The sequence below is a fragment of the Sphingobium sp. RSMS genome (genome assembly GCF_005406185.4).
GTDB lineage: Bacteria > Pseudomonadota > Alphaproteobacteria > Sphingomonadales > Sphingomonadaceae > Sphingobium > Sphingobium fuliginis.
Genome location: NZ_CM191257.1, coordinates 2,476,919 through 2,500,054, shown reverse-complemented (window position 1 = coordinate 2,500,054; position 23,136 = coordinate 2,476,919). Strand labels below are relative to the sequence as shown.

At 60.9% G+C, this 23,136-nt stretch carries 16 protein-coding genes; 11 read left to right on the top strand and 5 right to left on the bottom strand.

The annotated features are described in order from the left end of the window. The first annotated feature begins 2 nt into the window (after window positions 1-2). From EGM87_RS12035 to EGM87_RS12000, 8 genes are all read left to right on the top strand, one after another. A complete protein-coding gene (locus EGM87_RS12035) occupies window positions 3-764 on the top strand; it encodes a glycosyltransferase family protein (protein WP_171010068.1) in 762 nt (253 codons plus the stop codon). Between the two features lie 153 nt (window positions 765-917). After that, on the top strand, window positions 918-2,177 hold the full coding sequence (locus EGM87_RS12030; protein ID WP_137710265.1) for a class I SAM-dependent methyltransferase: 1,260 nt from the start codon (window positions 918-920) through the stop codon (window positions 2,175-2,177). 62 nt (window positions 2,178-2,239) lie between these two features. Further along, entirely contained in the window at window positions 2,240-3,568 is a 1,329-nt protein-coding gene (locus EGM87_RS12025) for a WcbI family polysaccharide biosynthesis putative acetyltransferase (protein ID WP_137710266.1), read from the top strand. 409 nt (window positions 3,569-3,977) lie between these two features. Further along, complete coding sequence (locus EGM87_RS12020) at window positions 3,978-8,315, top strand: glycosyltransferase (protein ID WP_137710267.1); 4,338 nt, start codon at window positions 3,978-3,980, stop codon at window positions 8,313-8,315. 24 nt (window positions 8,316-8,339) lie between these two features. Next, window positions 8,340-9,299: a GDP-mannose 4,6-dehydratase gene (locus tag EGM87_RS12015; RefSeq protein WP_137710471.1), complete on the top strand. Its 960-nt coding sequence runs from the start codon at window positions 8,340-8,342 to the stop codon at window positions 9,297-9,299. Then, on the top strand, window positions 9,280-10,362 hold the full coding sequence (locus EGM87_RS12010; protein WP_137710268.1) for a GHMP family kinase ATP-binding protein: 1,083 nt from the start codon (window positions 9,280-9,282) through the stop codon (window positions 10,360-10,362). Before EGM87_RS12015 ends, EGM87_RS12010 begins: the two co-directional genes overlap by 20 nt. A 34-nt stretch (window positions 10,363-10,396) precedes the next feature. Continuing rightward, window positions 10,397-11,647 (top strand): HAD-IIIA family hydrolase, encoded by a 1,251-nt coding sequence (locus tag EGM87_RS12005; protein ID WP_137710269.1) that lies wholly within the window; start codon window positions 10,397-10,399, stop codon window positions 11,645-11,647. Continuing rightward, the gene (locus EGM87_RS12000; protein WP_253719072.1) at window positions 11,644-12,798 is read left to right on the top strand and encodes an AGE family epimerase/isomerase; all 1,155 of its coding nucleotides are present in this window, start codon (window positions 11,644-11,646) and stop codon (window positions 12,796-12,798) included. Before EGM87_RS12005 ends, EGM87_RS12000 begins: the two co-directional genes overlap by 4 nt. A gap of 45 nt (window positions 12,799-12,843) precedes the next feature. Here EGM87_RS12000 and rfbA read toward each other — a convergent pair whose 3' ends face one another. Genes rfbA through rfbC form a run of 4 tightly spaced genes read right to left on the bottom strand, consistent with a single transcriptional unit; the run spans window position 12,844 to window position 16,291 of the window. Next, window positions 12,844-13,737: a glucose-1-phosphate thymidylyltransferase RfbA gene (gene rfbA / locus EGM87_RS11995; protein WP_137710270.1), complete on the bottom strand. Its 894-nt coding sequence runs from the start codon at window positions 13,735-13,737 to the stop codon at window positions 12,844-12,846. A gap of 28 nt (window positions 13,738-13,765) precedes the next feature. Then, window positions 13,766-14,644, bottom strand: a complete 879-nt coding sequence (rfbD, locus tag EGM87_RS11990; RefSeq protein ID WP_316252049.1) for a dTDP-4-dehydrorhamnose reductase — start codon at window positions 14,642-14,644, stop codon at window positions 13,766-13,768. A 5-nt stretch (window positions 14,645-14,649) separates the two neighbouring features. Beyond that, window positions 14,650-15,720 carry a dTDP-glucose 4,6-dehydratase gene (rfbB, locus tag EGM87_RS11985; protein WP_137710271.1) on the bottom strand — a complete coding sequence of 357 codons (1,071 nt, stop codon included), beginning with the start codon at window positions 15,718-15,720 and terminating at the stop codon, window positions 14,650-14,652. 4 nt (window positions 15,721-15,724) lie between these two features. Beyond that, window positions 15,725-16,291, bottom strand: coding sequence for a dTDP-4-dehydrorhamnose 3,5-epimerase (gene rfbC, locus EGM87_RS11980; RefSeq protein ID WP_137710272.1), 567 nt, complete (start codon window positions 16,289-16,291; stop codon window positions 15,725-15,727). Between the two features lie 200 nt (window positions 16,292-16,491). Between rfbC and EGM87_RS11975 the strand changes: the two genes are divergently transcribed. The 3 genes from EGM87_RS11975 (at window position 16,492) to EGM87_RS11965 (ending at window position 20,210) form a co-directional block, all read left to right on the top strand. Continuing rightward, a complete protein-coding gene (locus EGM87_RS11975) occupies window positions 16,492-17,700 on the top strand; it encodes a glycosyltransferase family 4 protein (RefSeq protein ID WP_137710273.1) in 1,209 nt (402 codons plus the stop codon). Between the two features lie 109 nt (window positions 17,701-17,809). Beyond that, window positions 17,810-19,072 (top strand): polysaccharide biosynthesis/export family protein, encoded by a 1,263-nt coding sequence (locus EGM87_RS11970; RefSeq protein ID WP_253719071.1) that lies wholly within the window; start codon window positions 17,810-17,812, stop codon window positions 19,070-19,072. Window positions 19,073-19,118: 46 nt separating this feature from the next. After that, a complete protein-coding gene (locus EGM87_RS11965; RefSeq protein ID WP_137710275.1) occupies window positions 19,119-20,210 on the top strand; it encodes a hypothetical protein in 1,092 nt (363 codons plus the stop codon). 94 nt (window positions 20,211-20,304) lie between these two features. Here EGM87_RS11965 and EGM87_RS11960 read toward each other — a convergent pair whose 3' ends face one another. Next, on the bottom strand, window positions 20,305-22,974 hold the full coding sequence (locus EGM87_RS11960) for an AMP-binding protein (protein ID WP_171010070.1): 2,670 nt from the start codon (window positions 22,972-22,974) through the stop codon (window positions 20,305-20,307). Window positions 22,975-23,136 lie beyond the last annotated feature (162 nt).

The window sequence follows — 23,136 nt, the reverse complement described above, 5'->3', positions numbered from 1 at the left end:
CCATGTTCCTGTTCCCCATGGCCGGTCTGAGCAGCCGGTTCACTGCGGCGGGCTTCACGCAGCCGAAATATATGCTTCCGGCAGGCGACCGGTCCTTGTTCGAACATTCGATCAGCGGCTTCAGCGCCTATTATGAGAGCACGCCCTTCCTGTTCATCTACCTTGCCGAAATCGTCGATCCGTCCTTCATTCTCGAAGGATGCGAGCGGCGCGGCCTACCTGCGGACAATGTGCGGCTGGCGGGACTTCCGGCACCCACCGAAGGCCAGGCGGCGACGGTCTCGCAAGGTCTTGCGATCGCGAACGTCGACCGCAAGGAGCCGATCACGATCTTCAACATCGACACCATGTATCGGACCTTTCAGCAACCCGATTTCGCGTTCGACCCGTCGGTGGACGGTTATCTCGACGTCTTTCAGGCCGAAGGCGATCATTGGTCCTTCGTTCGTCCTTTCGATGAGGCGCAGGAGCAGGGCTTCGCCTGTGAAGTGACGGAGAAGCGGCGCATCTCTCAACTCTGCTCTACCGGCCTTTATCATTTTCGGGAAGCGGGTCTGTTCATGGACGCCTTTGAGGAGATCAAGGGCGTGGCCCTTGATCATCTGCCCGGCAATGAACGCTATATCGCCCCCTTGTACAATCAGCTGATCGAAAAGGGGCGCAAGATAGGCTACCGCCAGATCGCGGGGGAGGATATCCGCTTCAGCGGTACGCCGGCCGAATATCGCGATTTCGTAGAGGCTTTGCCCTTCAATTATGGCTGATAGCGGCTTTGGGGGGTGGCAATCGCCGGAGGACGAGGCATTATCAGGCGGACACGCGATCTGAAGGGGCGGAGCGCCGGGTCATGCACCCCATGGCTGAGCGTCAATGAGAGAAACGGCGATCATCGCAGATGATCCACGGGAAAGTGAAGCATGGTTGAGGAACTGGAACGTTTTGATCCGGGCGAGCAGCGGGGCCGGATCGCCTATGAGCATCTGCACCGCTACGCCATCTGCCAGGATCAGGTAAGAGGAAAGCGCGTCCTCGATATCGCCTGCGGAACCGGATATGGTTCGGCGATCCTCGCTTCGGCCGCGGCCGAGGTGGTGGGTATCGACATCAGCGCGGAGGCGGTCGGGATTGCCCAATCCCGTTTTTCCCTGCCCAACCTGACCTACCAGATCGCCGACTGTTTTGCCCTGCCTTTCGCGGATGGCGCATTCGACATCGTCGTCGCCAACGAGATGATCGAGCATGTGGCGGATCATGAGGCATTGATCCGCGAAGCCAAAAGGGTGTTGGCGACTGACGGGGCCTTGCTGGTCTCCACCCCCAACAAACCTGTCTACAACCGGTTCCGAACGCCCAATGTCTTTCATATTTCGGAAGTGGATCTGGCCGAATTCGCGCGCGAGTTGCAGGCGCAGTTCGCGCATGTGCAACTGACCGGGACGCGGATGGCTCTGGTGTCCATGGCCTTCGGCCTAGATGACAAGGCACATGCGTCCGGCAAGGGCGTCGCCAAAATCTATGGCAGCGACATGGGCCTGTCCGGTCGTCCTCAGGTGGACAACAGGGACGTGGCGCTGGAAGACCCGGAATATATTCTCGCCATTTGCTCGGACGCGCCAATCGCCAGGAGCAAATATCCCTCCTCGCTCTTTTTCTCGAAGGCCGATGACCTGTGGATAGAGCATGAGAAGATCATGGCATGGGCATCGCAACTGCACGAAGAGGACGAAGTTCTTCGGGCTCAGGTTGCCGCGATGAAGGCGGAGGTCGAGCCGCTGCGTCAACAAGCGGCGGGCGTGGACGAACAGAAAAATATTTTCGAGGCGCAGGTGGCTGCGCTCGACCGCGACGTCGAGGCGCTGCGCGAGCAAGTGGCGCTTCGCTCCGCCAGCGAGCAGACACTGACAGAAGATCTGCAGCAATTGCGTGAGGAAATGGCGACCATCAAGGCGCTTGCCGACAGAAAATCGGCGGAGAGCGCAAGCCTGCGGGACCAGCTCGCCGAAGCGCGACGCGACTCCGACCAGCAATTGTCGACTACCGCACGCCTGCTGACCCGGTTGACGGGTGAGGATGTCGCCGCCAGTTCCATCGCCATCATAGAGGCGCTGTTCGCGCTTAACGAAGCCATTGCGTTGCAAAAGGCCAGGATGGACGCCACCCCGGTCCATGTTTCATAAGGGTTTGTGAACGGCCCGGCAGCCTTGGAGGTGGCCGGGTCCGTCATTTTTGGGGAGTGAAGGTGGAAGGCATCTCGGAATCGCGCGCCGTGGTTATCGGCAACTGTCAATCGCAGCCCCTCAAGCATACGCTCAGCCTGTTGTGCCAGGATCTGCGGTTCGATAATTTGTCTGTCCATCTCTTCGGTCAAGACCAAGAAGGCGAGATCGGCCGTTTTGTTGAGACTGCGCTGACCCAGTATGATCACATTATTTCGGTCGGCCTTTCGGACGATTACGGGCCCTTGTCGCTGGACAATATAAGGCAGACTTTCCCGGGAAAGTCCGTCACGCTCATTTCCAACATCTTCTATACCGGCCTGCATCCCGATCTCACCTATATCGGCGGCATGGCCAACAGACTGGCCGGGCCGTTGGGAGATTATCACAGCTTAGTCGCGCTGACGGGCTATCTACGCGGCTACCCCGCCGACATGATCGTGCGGATGTTTTCCGCAGGCATTTATGAGAAGCTCGATTTTTTCAGTGCCCACGACCGCTCCATAGCTGAGTTGCACCGGCGGGATGCGCGTCATGACGTAGCGGTGGCGCCGCTGATCGAGGCCATGATGCGGGACGTGCCGTTGTTCATGTCCGTTAATCACCCGACAGCGGCGCTGATATGGGCTTATTGCCGCAAGATCGCCGCTCACCTCGCCGAGCGGCATGGCGTGGAGTTGTCCGGCTGGTCGGGCGGTCCGGACCTGCTCGCCAACCATCTCGGCCTTTCGGCTATCTATCCTGTGTATCCTGAAATCGCCGCGCATCTGGGCGTGCGATACGAAGCAAGCTACAGCTTCAAGCCTGAAACCCGGTTTGATACGCCTGCGGTGACGATGAATCTGCACCGCTTCGTTGAAGGAGAGCTGGAGGCTTTCGCAAGTCTGCCGCGCGAATTGCTGGGGGACAGCCACCAGGGGCGGATGATCATGGGCCATCAGGCGTCCATCGATCTGGAACATCTGCTGGAGGAAGAGGGGCGGCCCGTAGCGATACATGTGCCCGCCCCCGTCAATGCGCTGACGCCGGTCCAGCCGCAAGACGAACCGGCGGACGAGGAGGCGGCGCGCCTCAGGGAAGAATTGGAGGCTGTGAAGCTGCTGCTGGACGAGCGAATTGATCTCATCGCCGCCCTGCGCGCCGAAGCGCCGAGTACGGGCGCTCCGACGATTGCCCGACTGATGGACGAACTAGAGCATGTGAAGGGGAATGCCGAGCGACAGTCGGCGACGATTGCCCGTTTGCTCACTCGCCTGATCGACCGCGATGTATCTGCCGATGCAGCTGCGATCCTCGACGCCCTGTTCGAACTGGGTGAGAGGGCGGCGCGCGCCCGGGTGGAGGCAGGCTAGAGTGCCTCGCGAGTCCCTCTCGAACATGGACAAGCCGATGCCGCGAGCAGGAAATGTCAAGGGCGGGCCGTTTCCCCTCACTTCCTTGATCCATGTCATGTCGAGGTTATGCTTGCATCAATAGAAGGCAAGTTTTTCCGTCCTGAGATAAGTTTCCTGATGAATGATCTTTCGCTTGGAATTTTATAGGGATGGGGTATCGGAAGAAACCGGTGGTCGTTGTGGCGCCTTTGCTTCATCCTGAGAGGATGCTGAGGGCGCTATGGTTGGGAGGGGAAACGGCAATCCTTCTGGATTGACGTCAAATTCTGATTCCGTTTTCAGTAGATGGCCTATATCAGCAACTTGTCCGTCGAACTGAGCGCCTGCGGGCTCGGCTGCGGATTGCACAAGTGATGGATGAGTGAAGATGGGTGAAGAGTTGCAGCGCTTCGCGATGGGCGAGCGGCCGGGAATGTACGAGGCCGGACGCCTTCACCGTTACGCGCTGTACTGCGATCATGTATCGGACAAGCGGGTTCTGGAAATATTTACCGGCGATGGGGCGGGCGCGGCGCTATTGGCCGAGACGGCGCGGGAAGTCATCGCGATCGACAGCGATGCGGCCGCCATCCGTGAAGCCCGTTCGCGTTATGGCGCGGACAATCTTCGCTACAGCGTGGCGGATGGAAGGGATCTGCCGTTCCAGAATGGTTCGTTCGACGTGGTGGTGCTCGACGGCATCGAAATGCGCGACGCCGAGCCGTTGATCGTTCAGGCCCGTCGGTTGTTGAACGAGCAGGGTCTCCTGCTCATCTCCACCAATGACGAAGGGCCGGGTGGGGTCCTGACGCCTGCAATCGCGGCATCCTTCAAGAAGATGCTGGAGGGGCAGTTCCCGAACGTCCAGCTTTCGGCGACCCGCATGGCGCAGGTCTCCGTCAGCTTCGATCTGGCGGGACGGTCGGGCAAGCTCAACCAGGCAGCCGCCAAAATCTTTGTTGGAGCCTTGGCCAGCGACGGAGCGCCCGCAGTCGTCAACGGCGAGATCCACCTTCCTGCCCCCACCAGTCTAGTCGCGACATGCTCCAGCGGCGTCGTTGACGTATCCCCCTTTCCCTCATCGGTCCTTGTTCCGGATCAGGGCGCGATGGAAGCCGCCGCAACGGGCCCAGTATCGGGCGTCGCGGATGAGCAGGTGGCGCGTCTGTCGGCGGAGAATGCCATATTGCGCAAGGACGCGACCCAGTCCCTCAGCACGCTGGCGCGGCTCCTGTCCCGATTGACCGGCGGCGACGTCGCGTCCGATCCAATGGCGATGATCGAGGCAATGTTCTCGCTCAACGAGAGGATTGTAACGCAAAAGGCGCAGATGGTGCGGCTCGCTGCCGAGGCTGTCCGGCTCGACGATGTGGATCGCTTGCTCGGTGAAGCGCGAGCCGACGCTCTTCACAAGGAAGCGGCGCTGGCGGAGGCCATGGCCGGTCTGGAAGAGGCGCGCGCGCGGTTTGAGGAAGAGGAAGGCCAGGTCGCTTTATTGCAATCTCGCCTCGCCGAGCAGGATGCAGCCCTCGCCACGGCGCAGGCCGCGATGGCGGAACTGCGCGCGCATCAGGCGACGTGGGAACAAAAGGCGCAGGCGCTGGCCACTGCCGAAACTGAACTTGCGGGCTACCGGGCGCAACAAGTCTCGCTCCAATTGAAGGTGAGCGCCCTAGAGGCGGAAGTCGCGGAGGTCAAAGCAGCCCGGGAGCGGCTGGAGAGGGCCGTGCCGTCATCCTCCGTGCCTGCCGGAGACATGGCCGGGGCGCCGGCCACCCGAACCGATCCGCGCGTTTCCGAAGGGCGGCGTCGTTTCGCGCAGGCGCACCGGAAGGTTCTCGATCATCTTGACGGTGCCCACGGGTTGGTGGTCGGCAAATTGGCGCCGGCCGCCTCACCGCCCACGCGGCCCGGCTCACCCAAAAGCTGGCACCGCCGGGTGTTCCCGAAACGGCGTGCGACGGCGCCGGGTACAGCGCTGTTCGACGCAGGCTGGATCGCTGCGCATCATGCCGACCGTGCGGACATCACCTGGAAAACCTATCTGGATGACGCGGCTCTGCACCGGATCGACCCGCATCCGCTGTTCGACGCGGGTTTCTATCTCGACCGCAATCCCGACGTCGCGCAGGCGGGCATCAATCCGCTATGGCATTATCTGGAACATGGCTGGCGTGAAGGGCGCGATCCGCATCCCTTCTTCGCCAACGACTGGTATCTGGCGCAAAATCCTGACGTTCTGGAAACGGGGGTCAATCCGCTCGAACATTATCTGGCCTTTGGCTGGCGTGAAGGGCGTTGGCCCAATCCCGTCTTCGATCCGCGCGCCTATCTCGACCGCTATCTCGACGTTGATCGCGAGGGCATGGAGCCCCTTACCCATTATATCGCCCATGGGCGATATGAGCAGCGCGAGGTGCCGATCCGGGCGATCGAGCATCTGGCGGCGACACTGCCCGCTGAAGCGCGCGGCTGGTCGATGATGGACTATCTCCTGCACGCGGAAGTGGCTTCGGTCGGAGAAGAACCAGCAAGGGCAGAGCCGCCACTGGCGGTGATGCCCGCCGTTCGGGCGCCCGCACCCTGGCCGCCCGAACGGCTGGACGATTACTGGCTCCCGCAAACGTTGCGCGACGTGATCATCGACGGGCATGGTGAGGAGGTGATCGACCTCTACTGGTATCTCTGTTCCGTCATGCACAGGTATCAGGAGCGGCAGAAGGAATTTCCCGGTTCGCCAGCGTGCGGCGTAATTCTGGCACGGGTGCGGGCGCTGGCGGCCGCGCGCGCCGCCGGCCAGACAGGCGGGATTGACGCGTCGATCATCGTGCCGGTCTACAACAATATCCTCGACACGCTGCTGTGCATCACGACGGTGCTGGAAACGGCGGGCGAGCAGAGCTTCGAGATTATTATCGCCGACGACGGATCGAACGATGCGACGGCGGAGCTCATTCGCGCCATCGGTGGCGCCGTGCGCTATGTGCGCCAGCCCCATAATCTAGGCTTCCTGGGCAATTGCAACGCGGCGGCGAAGCAGGCGCGCGGCGACAAGATCGTGCTGCTCAACAATGATACGCTCGTTCTGCCGGACTGGCTCGATGCGCTGCTGCGGCCGTTTGACCGGTTCGAAAAGGTGGGGTTCACCGGATCGAAGCTGATCAACTGGGACGGCACGTTGCAGGAAGCAGGCGGCATCTTCTGGGAAGACGGTTCAGCTTGGAATTTCGGTCGCAACCAGGATGCGCGTGCGCCGGAGTTCAACTATCTCAAGGACGTCGATTATTGTTCGGGCGCCTCGATCGCCATCCCGCGATCGCTGTGGGAGGAACTGGGCGGTTTCGATCCGCGCTACACGCCGGCCTATTGCGAGGATTCGGACATCGCCTTCCGCATTCGCGAGGCGGGCTATCGCACCCTCTACCAGCCCTTTTCCGAAGTGGTGCATCATGAGGGCCGCAGCCACGGCCGCGACGTTACATCCGGCATTAAAGCCTATCAGGTCGCCAACAACGCCAAGCTGCTGGAGCGCTGGGGACCGACTCTGCGCGCCGACCATTATCCCAACGCCCAGAATGTGTTCCGGGCGCGGGACCGGTCCCGCTATAAAAAGCATGTCCTGCTGATCGATCATTATATCCCACAGTGGGATCAGGATGCGGGATCGCGAACAATCTACCAATATATCCAATCTTTTCTGGACATGGGTTATTGCGTGACTTTCTGGCCGGACAATCTCTGGCGCGATCCCCATTACACGCCCATGCTTGAGGAAATGGGTGTCGAGGTCATCTGGGGTCGCCGTTTCCACGAGCGGTTCGCTGATTTCCTGCGCGAGCGGGCGGATCTCTACGATGCCGTGTTTCTCAGCCGCCCGCATGTCGCGATCAATTATCTGGACGCGATCCGCGCCCACAGTTCCGCCCGCATCCTCTATTATGGCCATGATCTCCACTATCGCCGGATGCAGGCGAATCTGGAGCTTAACGGTGAGGGCAGTGAGGAGGAGATCGCCCGCACCCGTGAACTGGAATGGGCGGTCTGCCGCAAATGCGACGTCATCTTCTATCCCGATCCCGCCGAAGTCGCGCAAATCGAACAGGATATCGGTGGTGATCGCATATTCCTGAACAATCCGGTTTTCGTCTATACGGAGGCGCAGGTCGCTCGGGCCGAAGTGGACCTGTCCCGGATCACGCGGAACCGTGATGCGCGGCTATTGTTCGTCGGCGGCTTCAACCATTATCCCAACCGGGAAGGAATCATCTGGTTCGTCCAGGAGGTCTTGCCGATCGTCCGGCAGCGGTTCCCCGACGTCACGTTGGATATCGCCGGCTCCAAGCCGCCATCCGAAGTGCTGGCGCTGGCCGGCGCAGGAGTGAATGTTTTGGGTTATGTTTCGGACGAGCATCTTGAACAGCTCTATGCTGCAGCCGGGCTGGCGGTGGCCCCGCTCCGGTACGGCGCGGGGGTGAAGGGCAAGGTGATCGAGGCGATGGCGAGCGGCGTGCCTATGGCGACGACGTCGATCGGCGCCCAGGGCATCGATGTCGGCGATCGCGCCCTATTCCTTGGGGACAGTCCGGCGGAACTGGCACGCGCGATTACCGAAGGATTACAGAACCGCGACGAAGCCACGCGCCGCACGCACGCCGGGCTTCAGTTCATCAAGGACCATTATTCCAGCAAGGCGCTCAAGGACATGTTCGCGCAGCTAATCAATTGATCCATGGAGACGAGTTTGACTGCTATGATAACGGGCGCCGGCGGCATGATGGGGTCCCATCTTGCGGAGGTGCTGCGCGGGGAGGGGACGCAGGTACTGCCCACCTTCTTCCAGCCGACCATCAATATGGGCACCGTCGATCCGGCCATCTCCTTCACGCCGCTCGATGTCTGCGACCGGGAGGCGGTACGTGATTTCATCCGGCAACATCGTCCGAGCGAAATCTATCATCTCGCCGCGCAGAGCCTGCCGACCGTGTCCTGGACCGATCCCTGGCGAACCGCGCGCACCAATATCGAAGGCACGATCAATATCTTCGAGGCGATCAAGGAAATCCGGGCCGAGGATGCCGGGTATGATCCGATGACGGTGGTCGCCTGCTCGTCCGCCGAATATGGCGCAAGTCTGACGCCCGATCGCGTGCCGGTGACCGAAGATGCCCCTCTTCTGCCGCTCCATCCCTATGGCGTTAGCAAGGTGGGTCAGGACCTGCTGGCCTTTCAATATTTCTACAATCACGAGCTGCGCTGCGTTAGGGCCCGGATCTTCAACTGCACCGGTCCCCGCAAGCGAAACGATGTGGTGTCCGATTTCGGCCGGGCGATCGTGAAGGCCATGAAGGAGGGCGCCCCGGTCCGGCATGGCAATCTGGAAACGCAGCGCGCGATCATCGATGTGCGAGACATGGTGCGTGCGCTGATAGCTTTGGCCCGTCGCGGCACTGCAGGCGATGCCTATAATATCTGCGCGGAGAAGGCGTTCCGCATTTCCGAAGTGCTGGAAATGTATTTCGAAGCGGCGGGGCAGCGCTTCCCGGCCGAAGTCGATCCCGCCCTTTTGCGCCCGTCCGACGAACCCATCATCTTCGGGGATATAGCCAAGATCAAACGGGATACCGGCTGGGCGCCCACCATTGATATTCGCCAGACGATCGCGGATGTTCTGGCATTTGAAAAGGACCAATATGAGCGCCATACAGCCTGAAGCCCGCCCCGTTTCGGCCTGGCGGTACTCCAATGTCCGGTCGCGCGCGCCTCTGCGCCTCGGATTGGGCGGTGGCGGCACCGATCTTGCGCCTTATTGCGATGATTATGGCGGCGTGGTGCTCAACGCGACGATCGACCGCTATGCCTATGCGCATCTGAGCGCCCGCGACGATGAGATGATCCTGTTCAAGGCGGATGATCTTGGCCGGGATGAAATGCTGCCCTGCAATCTCGACTTCAACATTTGCGACGGGCTGTTGCTGCATCGTGCCGTCTATCGGCACATGATGCTGCATCATAATGGTGGCAGGGCGGTGCCGCTGACGATCACGACCACTATCGACGTGCCCGCCGGATCGGGGCTTGGCGCCTCTTCCGCCTTGACGGTCGCCCTGATCGAGGCGTTCGTCGTCGCGATGCAGTTGCCGCTGGGACCCTACGACATTGCCCAACTCGCGTTCGAGATCGAACGCGTCCAACTGGGACTGATGGGTGGAAAGCAGGATCAATATGCGGCAGCCTTCGGGGGCTTCAACTTCATCGAGTTTCTGAAAGGGGGCGTCGGCGTCATCGTCAATCCGCTGCGCCTGCGCACCTCGTATCTCAACGAGTTCGAATCCTCGCTCGTCATCTGTTTCAGCGGCCAGTCGCGGGAATCGGCGGATATCATCAAGCAGCAGGTCGGCGGCCTGAAACAGCTGGACGACTCCACCATCCACGCAATGCACGCGATCAAGGCGCATGCGACCGAGATGAAGTCGTTCCTGCTCGCCGGACGGGTGCGCAGCACGGCGGATGTTCTACGCCAGTCCTGGCTTTCGAAAAAGGAAACGGCCTCCTCGGTCAGCAATTCCAATGTCGAACGTCTGCTCGAAGTCGCTATGCAGGCCGGGGCCTGGGCAGGCAAGGTATCGGGTGCGGGTGGCGGCGGCTTCATCATGCTGCTGACCGATCCGGAGAAGCGCTTCGGTTTGATCCGCACGCTTAATGAAGCGGGCGGCGAAGCCAGCGCGGTGAAGCTGACTTTCGAGGGTGTCGAAGCCTGGGCCGTTCCCGAATGAAGGCCCGGGCGCAGGCGACTGAAATGAAGCAGTCATGATCGATCAATGTGTGATCCTGCTGGGTGGCCTTGGCACGCGGCTGGGCGAACTCACGCGCGAGACGCCCAAGCCACTTCTGCCGGCTGCAGGGGGGCCCTTTCTCGACGTGCTGGTGAGGGAAGCAACAAGGCGCGGCTTTCGCAAATTCCTGCTGCTGGCCGGATATCGGTCGGAGGTGGTGACGCGCTATGCCGAGGAACTGCAGGCGCGACTGCCGAGCGACCACAGCGTTACGGTTTCGATCGAGCCCGAACCGATGGGCACCGGCGGCGCGCTCATCCACGCCCTGCCGTTGCTCGACGAAAAGTTCATGCTGCTGAACGGCGATACCTGGTTCGATTTCAACTGGCTCGATCTGGCGCTCCTGGCTGAACGGAATGGGGCCGCGGCGGTCGCGGCGCGGCGCGTGCCCGTAGCCGACCGTTATGAAAGCCTGCGACTGGAGGCGGACGGCCATGTCGCCGCGATCGTGCCTAGGGGTGAGGCTGGTGGCGATCATTGCCTCATCAACGCGGGCGTCTATTGCTTCGGCAAGTCCGATCTTGACGGCTTTTCCGGCAAATTTTCGCTGGAGCAGGATCTGTTTCCCGCGCTGGTAAAACGTGGGCAACTGCGCGCCCAAGTCTATGAAGGCTATTTCATCGATATCGGCGTCCCGGAAACCTACGAAGCCGCGCAGGTGGAAATTCCCGCGCAGCGGCATCGGCCGGCGCTATTCCTCGATCGCGACGGCGTCCTTAATCATGACGACGCCTATGTCGGATCGGTCGAGCGGTTCCGCTGGACCGACGGCGCGAAACAGGCGGTGCGGATGATGAATGATCTGGGCTATTATGTGTTCGTCGTCACCAACCAGGCGGGGGTGGCGCGCGGCTTTTACAGCGAGGAGGATGTGAAGGCGCTCCACCGCTGGATATCAGGAGAATTGCGCGAGGAGGGAGCCTGGATCGACGATTGGCGCTACTGCCCCTATCATCCCGAAAGTGCGCTGGATGCCTATCGCACCGTTCATGATTGGCGCAAGCCCGCGCCCGGCATGCTACTCGACCTGATGGATCATTGGCCGGTGGATCGTCCGAAAAGCCTGATGGTGGGAGATCAGGAGAGCGATATCGCCGCCGCCAAGGCGGCCGGTCTCGGCTCTGCTCGCTTTGCCGGCGGTGATCTGCACGCCTTCATCGCTGGGCTTCTTGCAGGCCGTGACTGCACGGTCGATGATATTGCTTCTCTGGGGACCACGGAATGACTTTGGATGTAACATGCCCGGTAGCCGAGATGCAGCGCGCCGCAACCCGCGCGCGCGACTGGCTGCTGAACGTGGCGGCGCCTCTGTGGGCCGGGCGCGGGCGCACCGCCAGCGGCCTGTTTGCCGAGCGAATGACGCTCTCGGGGGTGCCCGACGCCACCTATTTTCGCACCTTCGTGCAGGCCCGCCACATTTTTTCGTTCATCGAGGCGGGAAAAATAGGGTGGACCGGGCCGTGGCGGGCGCTGGTTGGAGAAACGGTGGATACCCTGCTCACGAAGGCCCGCCGGGCGGATGGCTTCTTCGTTCATCGCCTGACCGGGGATGCGGCGCATCTCGACGGTCGCGCTGACCTCTATGACCAGGCGTTCATCCTGCTTGCTTTGGCCAAGGCGGGCGAGGCGTTGGATCGGCCGACTCTGTTCGACGAAGCCGAGCGCCTGCTCGACCTGCTGCAGGCCGAATGGGCGCACCCTTTGGGCGGCTTTACCGAAGGCGAATTGGTCGACCCCAGCGTGCGGCGACAAAATCCACACATGCATCTGTTCGAAGCCTTCATCGCCTTGGCCGAGGCAAGCAAGCGGCAGCGCTTCATGGATGCGGCGGTCACCATCGGCATGCTGTGCAAGGCGCATTTCATAGATTCCGAAACGGGCGCGCTGCTGGAATATTTTAAGGACGACTGGACCCCGGCCGACGGATTGGCCGGGCGGATCGTCGAGCCGGGCCACTGCCTTGAATGGGCATGGCTGTTCGAAACCCTCGCTTTGTTCGGGTGGGCCGATAGTCCGGGCATTTCCGACCATCTGACCCACTTCGCCCGCTCTACCGGAATTTGCGCCCGGCGCCGCGTGACGATCAATGAAGTGCTGACCGACGGTACGACCCATAACGGCAATGCCCGCCTATGGCCGCAGACGGAACGCACCAAGGCTGCCGTGGCCCGCTATCGCCGGCTCGGGAGCGAAGAGGAGGCGTCCGAAGCCGCCGCCGCCGCCGCCGGACTGGATCTCTACCTAGATGTAGTGATGCCTGGGCTTTGGCGGGACAAGCTGACCCCTGAAGGCGGCTGGATCGACGAACTCGCGCCTGGCAGTTCGCTCTATCATATCAGTTGCGCCTATGGGGAACTGGCGCGCATCGCGCTCTAAATCCGTAGCAAGGCAGGGTTGCCCGGGCGGCCCCTGCCTCCATCATCAACCAAGAAAAGCGGTGGCTCCGACCTTTTCCTGCGCGATCCGCCGCAGATATTGCCCATAGGGGCTTTTGCCCAGCCGGGCGATGATCTTTTCCAGCCCCGCATGGTCGATGAAGCCCCGATGGAAGGCGATCTCATCGGGACAGCAGATCTTGAAGCCCTGCCGTTTTTCCAATGTCCCGACAAATTCCGACGCTTCCAGCAAGCTATCGGGCGTCCCGGTGTCGAGCCAGGCGTAGCCGCGACCCATCAACTCGACATTGAGCGTGCCCTGCTCGAGATAATGGCGATTGATGTCGGTAATCTCCAGTTCGCCACGCGGCGACGGTTTGAGATTGGCGGCGATATCCACCACCTGCTCGTCGTAGAAATAGAGGCCGGTCACGGCCCAACTGGACTTGGGATTTTCCGGCTTTTCCTCAATGCTGACGGCGCGCATCGCAGGATCGAATTCGACGACCCCGTAACGTTCCGGATCGGCAACATGATAGGCGAAGACCGAGGCGCCCTGCGTTCGGCGCGCGGCGGATGCCATCAGTTCCGGCAAACCGTGACCGAAGAAGATATTGTCGCCCAGAACCAGACAGGATGAGCCGCCGCCGATGAAATCGGCGCCGATAATGAACGCCTGCGCAAGCCCGTCGGGGCTGGGCTGGGCGGCATATTCGATGGTCATTCCCCATTGTGATCCGTCGCCGATCAGCTTTTGAAACTGTGCCAGATCATGCGGGGTCGTGATGATAAGCACCTCTCTTATCCCCGCCAGCATCAGTGTGCTCAAAGGATAATAGATCATCGGCTTATCGTAGACGGGGATCAGTTGCTTGGAAACCGCTTGGGTGATCGGATAAAGACGCGTGCCGCTGCCGCCCGCCAGAATGATTCCCTTCATGTCATCTCCAAAATCGGTGAGCGCGTTGTCAGGCGAGCAGACGTTGAACGACGGGGGGGAGCGAGGTGCGCCAGTCGGGCATCACTATGCCGAAATGTCTGCCCAGCTTCTCCGTATTGAGCCGCGAATTGGCCGGGCGGGGCGCCGCTGTCGGATATTCGCTCGTGGTGATGCGATTGACGCGCGCCTTCGGTCCCCCCCGTGCGCCGGAAGTCGTGAAAATGGCCTCGGCAAAGCTCGCCCAATCGGTATAGCCGGTGCCGCTCAGATGAAAAATTCCGCGCTTGTTCGGATCGCTCGGATGGTCGAGCATCTGACGAGCGACCGCGATCACTGCATCGGCAATATCAAGAGCGTTGGTTGGCGACCCCTGTTGATCCGAAACGACGTTGATCGCGTCCCGATCCGCGCCGAGTCGCAGCATGGTCTTCACGAAATTCGCGCCGAACGGGCTGTACACCCATGCGGTGCGCAGGATGGCGTAATCTGCCGTCGCCTGCTGCACCGCCTGCTCACCTGCCAGCTTCGACCGGCCATAGGCACCAAGCGGATTGACGACGTCTTCTTCCCGATAGGGTTCGGCGTTGGCGCCATCGAACACATAGTCGGTCGAGAGATGGATGACCGGCACGGCCAGCCTGGCAGCGGTGGCGGCGATCAGGCCCGGTGCCGCGCCGTTCACGGCCAGCGCCAGATCCGGTTCGCTCTCCGCGCGATCGACGGCGGTATAGGCGGCGGCCGAGACGATGATGTCAGCCCCCGCCCTGGTCAGCGCTCGGTCGATGCTTAGGGCATCGGCCAGATCGAGTTCGGGCCTTCCAAACGCGACGATTTCGACCGCACTGGCCGTTCTCGCGCGTTCAATCAGCGACATCACTACCTGCCCCTGAAGGCCGGTGACGGCCATTCGGATCATGGTTGCACCTCTGTCGCGGTTGGGGTGATGGTGCCAAGGCGCTCGCCGTCATAGCGGTCGCGCAAAGGGCGCCACCACCAGTCGTTGGCGAGATACCATCTTACCGTCTTCCGGATGCCGCTGTCGAAATTCTCAAGCGCCTTCCAGCCCAGCTCGGTTTCCAGTTTGGTCGCGTCAATTGCATAGCGCGCATCGTGGCCCGGCCGATCCGTCACGAAGCTGATCAGGTCGCCATATGGTGTGTCGACCGGCTGCAACTCATCCAGGATAGCGCAGATCGTTTTGACCACATCGATGTTCCGCCGCTCGTTGCGGCCGCCGACATTGTAGGTCTCGCCTGGACGTCCCTGTTCCGCGATAAGATCGAGTGCGCGGGCATGGTCGTCCACGAACAGCCAGTCGCGGACATTCTCGCCCTTGCCATAGACCGGCAGGGGCTTGCGCGCGAGGGCGTTCAGGATGGTGAGCGGAATGAGCTTTTCGGGAAAATGATAGGGCCCGTAATTGTTCGAGCAGTTGGAGACCACGACCGGCAGGCCGTAAGTCCGCTCCCACGCCTTGGCCAGATGATCCGAAGACGCCTTGGAAGCGGAATAGGGGGAACTGGGGTCGTAGGGGGTGCTTTCCTCGAACAGCCCCTGTTCGCCCAGTGAGCCGTAGACCTCGTCGGTCGAAACATGGAGGAAGCGAAAGGCGGACCGATCCGGTTCGGGAAGATTGTTCCAATAGGCGCGCGCGCCTTCCAGCATGGTGAAGGTGCCCAGGACGTTGGTCCGGACGAAATCGGCGGCGCCGGTGATGGAGCGGTCGACATGGCTTTCGGCCGCCAGATGCATGATGCGGTGGGGGCGGAAATCACCGATCGCCTTCGTTACGGCTGCCGTGTCGCAGATATCGGCCTGAACGAAGCGATAGAGGCCGCTTCCTTCCACCTCGCGCAGCGAGGGCAGGTAGCCGGCATAGGTCAGCTTGTCGAAATTCAGAACCTCATAGCCCCGTTCAAGCACCAGGTGACGAACCACAGCCGAGCCGATGAACCCTGCTCCCCCCGTAACAATGACGCGCATCTGATCAACAGGCTCCATAGGTGAAATAGGCGGGCAGCTCCGCCAGCTTGGGCTGAGCCTTGTCCTTGGCCGAAAGCAGGTGCGGATCGGCGATCGTGGGCCAGTCTATGCCGATCGCGGGATCGTCCCAGGCGAGGCCCTCGTCATTTTCTGCGCTGTAATAGGCGGTGACCTTGTAACATAATATGGTGTCGGACCGGAGCGTGCAGAAACCATGGGCAAAGCCCGGGGGGACCCAGAGCTGGTTGCCCCGCTCTGCCGTCAGTTCCACGCTCATCCACTGTCCGAACGTCGGCGACCCGTGGCGGATGTCGACGATGGTGTCGATCAGCGCACCCGACAGGCAGCGCACCAGCTTGCCCTGTACGAACGGAGCGGTCTGGAAATGCAAGCCGCGCACTGTGCCGGCCGTGGCGCTGAGCGACTGGTTTTCCTGAACCAGATCATATTGGCCGATATTCTCGATGAACCAGTCCTGCCGAAATATTTCCGAGAAATAGCCGCGATGGTCGCCGAATTTCCTGGGTTCGAAATGAACGACATCCGGGATGTTGAAGCGTTGAATCTGCACTGGCGCCTGTCTGTCCCAACAAAAGAGAGAAACAATCGGATAGCCGCCGTTAGATCGCCGCGCTACTCCTTATATTCGCGCGGCTACCGATTACCATCTGTCTGGTCAGGACGTTGTAGGCTGCGCTATAGAACGGCCTGTCTTGCGACCTGCAGGCGCGCATGCCCCCGGTCCATGCGTAAGAGGTTTATAGGGGCGGCATGAAGATCATCACCGACGGTTACAATATGGCGTTGCCGCATGGCACGGGAGTCGCCACCTACGGCCGTGCATTCCTAAGAGCCGTGCGCGGTCTGGGTCATGAGTCGCATCTGCTGTTCGGCGAGGAGACATCGCAGGCATCCAGAAGTCTGACCCCGCTGGGCCGAGAGTTGCGGAAGATCGCCGATTTTGTGAGAGCGCCGCTGGGATTTCACCCCGCGCGCGCAGATGGAGTTCTGGCCGTGGAACGCGACCGCTATCCCCCCGTGGATGCGGTGTGGAACCGGTCCCGCTTGTTCCGCGCCGCCAAGGGCGCCTTCCGGCGGACCGGTCGGTTCACACCCGTCCACATCCCCGGCATCGATATCGCGCACTGGACCTATCCCTTGCCTCTGTTCGTGCGCGGCGCCCGCAATATCTACACCATCCACGATCTCGTGCCGCTGCTCTTCCCGGCGATGGTGAAGAATGGCGTCGAGGAATATCGCAATATCTGTGCAGCCATTGCGCGCCGGGGTGAGCACATCGTTACCGTATCGGAATGTTCCCGCCGCGACATCATCGCCATGTTCGATGTGGCCGAAGAGCAGGTCACCAACAGCTATCAGCCGTTCGATCCTGCGGATACGGCGACGCTTCCACCGGATCCTGTGCTCGATCGATGGAAACTGGTGGACAAGGGCTATTTTCTCTTCTTCGGCGCGATCGAACCGAAGAAGAACGTGGGTCGCCTGCTGGACGCCTATCTGCGCAGTGGCGTGAACACGCCGTTGCTCGTCGTCGCGGCCGGCGGATGGGGGTGCGAAGCCGAGCGCCGGAGGCTCGAGGCACTGGCGCGAGATCCGCTGTCGGGGGTCATCCTTCAGGATTATCTCCCGCGTAAGGCACTGGTGGAACTGATCCGGCGCGCGCGCGCGACGCTGTTTCCCAGTCTCTATGAAGGCTTTGGCCTGCCGGTGCTGGAATCTATGGCGCTGGGCACCGCGGTCGTCGCCTCGGATGTGTCCGCCTTGCCTGAAATTGTTGGCAAGGCTGGCCTGCTGGTGGACCCGCAGTCGATCGACTCGATCAGTCAAGCAATCCGTCTGATCGATGGTGATCCCGATGGCCGTCGGGACAGAGAACGCGAGGGCCTGGAGCAGGCAGGGCGATTTTCACCCGAACAGTATCAGGCTCGGATCGCCAATCTCTTTGCGCGCTTATCGTGATCGGGGCTTTCACTGGGGATCGCGAGCAGCTAACAACGCGGCATTGATTGCGATATTGCTGAACGTGCCAGATCGGTCGTAACGGCGCCGAAATTAAGGGAAGTTTCATTTGAACCAGACGTTTTGCCCGGCTGCCGTTCTGCGTCGCCGTACGATCTTACCGATTGTGCTCGCCGGTGTCTGCGCGACCCTTTCGGCCTGCAGCGCCATGGGCGGGGCAGGACCGTCCACGCATGCGATTGAGCGGGTTGGCCAGCAAAAGGGCGGCGCGCCCGCCTATCTTCTCGACCTGACGATGGATATTGCCAACCGCGCCCAGTCGGTCAGCGGCACGCCCACTTTCGCCGACACCATGGGGGGGGCGCGGCCCGTGGGAACGGTGATCGGGCGCGGCGATACGCTTGCGATCACGATCTGGGAAGCGCCGCCCGCTGCGCTGTTCGGCTCGTCGAGCCTCGGCGGGCGCAGCTATTCCGACAATATGTCGGCATTGTCCCAGGCGGGCAATTCCACCACCGCCCGGTCCAGCTCGATGCCCGATCAGGTGGTCAATGACGATGGCTTCATCACCGTCCCCTTCGCCGGCCGGATAGAGGCCGCCGGCCGCTCCACGCAGGAGGTGGCGCAGGAAATCGTCCGCCGCTTGCGCGGCAAGGCGCATCTGCCGCAGGTCGACGTTGCCTTTTCCCGCAACGCCACCCGGACGGCGACGGTGGTCGGCGAAGTCGCCAAGAGCGGCATGGTGGAACTGACCGCAAAGGGTGAGCGCATCCTTGACGCCCTGGCCCAGGCCGGCGGCACGCGCGAGCCCGTCAACAAGATGACGGTTCAACTGAGCCGCAGCGGCACGGTTGCGTCGATGCCGCTGGAAACGGTGATCCGCAATCCGCTGGAAAATGTCATGCTGGCGCCTGGCGATGTCGTCACCGCTTATTATCAGCCGCTCAGCTTCACTGTGCTGGGCGCAACCGGGCAGAACAAGGAGGTGCCGTTCGAGGCGACGGGGGTGACCCTGGCCGAAGCGCTGGGCCGCTCGGGTGGCCTGGACGAGCAGAGGGCCAATCCTTCGGGCGCCTTCATCTTCCGCATGGAGGATCTGCGGCTGCTGGGCCTTGATCCCGCCAATCCGGTGCGCGACACGGCGAGCGGGCCAGTGCGCGTGAGCCTGGGTGCGGATGGCCGCGTGCCCGTCATCTATCGGGTCAATCTGCGCGATCCCGCCACCTTCTTCGCCGCGCGTAACTTCCCGATGCGCGACAAGGACATTCTCTATGTCTCGACCGCGCCGATCGCCGACATCCAGAAATTCGTCAATCTTATTTCCTCGTCGATCTTCCCGATCCTCAGCCTAGAAAATTCGCTGAGCAATTGACGGACGCGGCGCCGGTCGGCTGACGGATTTTTCATTGGGGGATGCGATGGACAGGGTGTCGCTGCTGATTTGCGGCCAGTTACGAGACCGTGCGGGCTTCGAACGGGATCTGGAACGCTACCTGGAATGGCGGCGGCGGGGGGCGGTCGTCGAGATCGTTTTTTCCGGCTGGACCAGCGATCTTGGTGCGCATCGCGACCTCTTGCAGGCCATGGCGGCCGAGGGCATCGACGTGGTGCTGTCCGAGGAGCCGCTGATCAAGTCCTTCGGCTATACCTTGCACCAGGCCAAGAACCTCCACTACGGCTTGTCGCGCATTCATCCCGACAACTGGGTGCTCAAAAGCCGCACGGACAAGGTCGCGCTCGACTTCGACATAGAGGATGTGACCCGGCGCATCACCGCCCAGCGTCCGGTCGGCAAGGGCTCTCCTCTGTTCAGCAGGCTGTTGGTGACCGGGGTCAATCTGTTCCAGCCCTTCTTCGTCAACGACATGATGTTTGCGGGGAGAGCGAGGGATCTGCGATCGATCGCCCATCATGATCTATGGTATGTGCGTAACCACTGCTTGCTCAATACCGAACAGATCCTGTTCTTTTCCCCCTTCCGGCAGACATCGCCCTGTGCGGAGGCGTTCTTCTCCGTTAATCCCGGGCTTCAGCATGGCGATCCTGAACTGTCGAAGGAGATTTACGGTTTTCTGCTGCGGAACCCGCTCTATCGTCACGCTTTGCGGGAATATGTGGACGGCCTGCAATCCTCCTTCACCATCGGCCTGACCGGCCCGGCCGAATCGGAGGGCGGCGGGATCAGCCTGGCGGGCCTGAATTGGGAAGCCATGCTGGACATGGACTTACCGATCCCAGGCACCATCGCTGCTCCCGTCATAGGGCTGCGGATGGGCGTCGCCGATTTCCTGCCGTCGGACCTGCTCGAAATGCCGTTGACGCCCGGGGATGCAAGCTGCCTTGCGACGATGGATAGGAGCGGTACCGATGATGCGGTCATCAAGCAGATGCGCGATGAACTTTGCGGCGCGCTGGATGCGCGCTGGCCGGATCTGCCCAACCGATGCGCGCCCGAAATCATTCAGGACGGGATCAGGCTAATTTCGACGCGCATCTCGTTGGTCGGATAAGGTCTCGCGTCAGTTGTAATCGCGTGCTCTTTGTCCGAACTTGCACAGCCCCATTGTTGGGGAGAGGAACGCGAAAACGGCGTCCCCTCCTGCCTCAAACGGCTTTGCTGATCTCGAACTGCGCGTTGAATTTTTCCAGACTCTTGCTTCGCGAAATTTTGCCGGACGTGGATTTGATGAGGAAACCTCGCGGAAGGAGCCGTACCTTGCGCGGGGATACGCCCGAAAGGGTGAACGTCAGATCGCGGATGGCGGCCTCGACATGCCCTGCATCGACCCCGTCCTCGACCGGTTCGGCGAGCACGATCAATTCGGTGAGGGCGGACGCTTCGTCATAGTTGGACGCGACCAGTACCCGCCCCGGGGCGATCCCCGGCACCGCGTTTAATTGATCTTCCAATTCATGGGCGACGACATTTTTGCCGCTGATGATGATGAGGTCGTCGGTGCGACCCACTACCGTCAGTTCGCCATCCTGCATCATGCCGAGGTCTTTGGTGTCGTACCAACCATCGACGATCCGCTCCCGGGTCAATTCGGGCAGGTTCAGATATCCGCTGAACATGGATGGGGACCGCAGCCAGATCGCGCCCATGACACCCTCGGATTGAGGCTGTCCATCGATGCGGATTTCCACTTGAACATCGGAAAGCGGTGGTCCCGACGACAGATAGCTGTCAATTTCACCAGCCGCTTTTGAAACCGGCTTGCCGATTCGGCTTTGTGTCACGGCAAAGACGTTTTCAGCCATTGCATAGCTGGTGCCGAGCTTCGTTATGTCCACGCCCATGGATGCGAACCGACCGGAAAATTCCGTGAAGGCGGCAGCACGGCAAGGCTCGGAACAACTGATGATCGCCTTAATGCTCGACAGATCCCATGTCCGGTTCCGGTCTCCAGCGCGAGCAACATGGTGAAACGCGAAATTGGGCATCCAGCAATAAGCAGCCTTCTCTTCCTCGATCTCGTCAAGCAGCATGGTGGGATTGGCCACCCATTCCAGCGCATCCATGCTGATGATCGGGCAACCGATAATGGTGGGAATGATGAAACTCGTCAGCAGGCCCATGTCATGGTAGAGCGGCAGCCAGCTGGCAACGACGTCGCCGGTCTGCATTTTGATTGCCTGGGCATAGGTTCGGGCTTGGTGATAGACCTGATCATGCGTGAGCATGACCCCCTTCTTGTGACCGGTCGTGCCGGAGCTATGCTGAAGAAAGGCGAGCGCCCCCTTCTGCTGAAGGGGCGTGGTAGAGCCCAGAATATTCTTCGCCTGCGTGTAGCTGAGGTCCTGAAGCGCTTCGACTAGAATGATCTGTGCCCCTGTGTCGGAAGGGATCAACCCGGCATAGACGCCGCTTGTTATCACTGCCGCCGGTTGAACGCGGCCGAATAGCACGCCGATCTCTTTCCGGAAGACTTCGGGATCCTGCTTTCGCGTCAGCGGGGGAAGCATCGTCGGCACCCATCCACCCAGAACCGATCCGATGAAGCCGGAATAGATGTGAGGGGAATGCCCCAGGACGATCGCCACGATTCCGCCGGAAGGGACCCCTGCCAATGCATGATGAACCGCCGCGATTTGCCGCAGCATGTCGCCATAGCTGATATCATGCTTGGCGCCCTCCTTGATGAAGCGGCCATAGAGCGCATCAGGCGCCGCATAGGCTCGGTTCACCACATCATGGAAGATGTTCGATACCGCGGCTTCGTCGTCCGCTGCCGCAATGCCTCGCTGGGCAAGCACTTGCCGGATCGCAGAGACGCTGTTGGCTTCCATCGCCTCGTCGAACGTTGCCTGGATGCCGTAAGCGGCTTCGATGGCCGTCATCACCTCGACCTGCTTGAGGCTGTCCCAATTTTCCGTGCGATCGACGCAGCTTTCTTCCGTGATGGCAGCTTCGCTGACCGCTAGCGTATTGGCGAGCAAGCTGCGCAAGCCGGGTAGCGGCCGCCAGGGCATCAAGCGGACTTCCTTCTTTATGGCCTGTCCAGCGCCCAGCGCCAGTTCCTTCCATCCGCTCTGCATCTGGGTGAAATGCAGGCCGGCAATGCCCTTGTAGATGCGCATGTCGAAATGCTTCCAGTCAGGCAGCTTCCACAGCGACCGGTCCGGATTGAGGCTTGGTAGCAACGCGATGCCGCGATCTGCCACCGCCGCTGGGAAAATCGCGTTGAATTCGTCGAAAAAGGCTTTGCGCTCCGGAGCGTCTTCACTGGTGCAGGAGAAGGGCAGGCTGAAAATGATAGGTGTATCCGGATGGATTTCCTTCACCCAGTCGATAATGCGCAGCCAGTTGGAGGCAGATTGCTCCGCGCTCATGCAAGGCACTTCCCGGTGCTCGAATCGCCGGATCTGATCCCAAATCTGGCAATTCGGTCCCGCCAGATCTATTGGAAAATGAAAACGAGTCTCCTGGCCGTGGACATCCGTCAGAAACAGGCGATTATAACCGTCGGACAGATTATCCATCAAAATAAGATCGAACCGCCGTGCAATCAGATTCTCATAGAGACTCGGGTTGGTCCGGTCGATCTCCGTCAGTCCGGCCGTCTCGCGATAGTTTTCCAGGAGAAAGCGGTGACTGTCGTTGCCATCATCTTCGGGCAAATCGAGATAACGGCGCATCGTCTCGAATTCAGCCAAGGGACGATTGCCCTCGATCACCGTATCGATAAAGTGATCGCTTCGCGACACTGCAGCGTTGTTCAGTCGAGGGCAACCAAAGTCGCTCATCAGGAAGACGGCGGGAAGATTGGACAAGCATGTTCCGATTACGCCGACCTGCAAGCTCGAATTCATAAATCCCCGTCTGGTAAAGCACTGGTCCGTTTGGTTGCAATCTCACCCACGATGCCAAAAAATGCGATCATTTGCCATTTTTCGAGCAACGCGCGCGGAATATCCCTTCGCGGGGTAGCAACC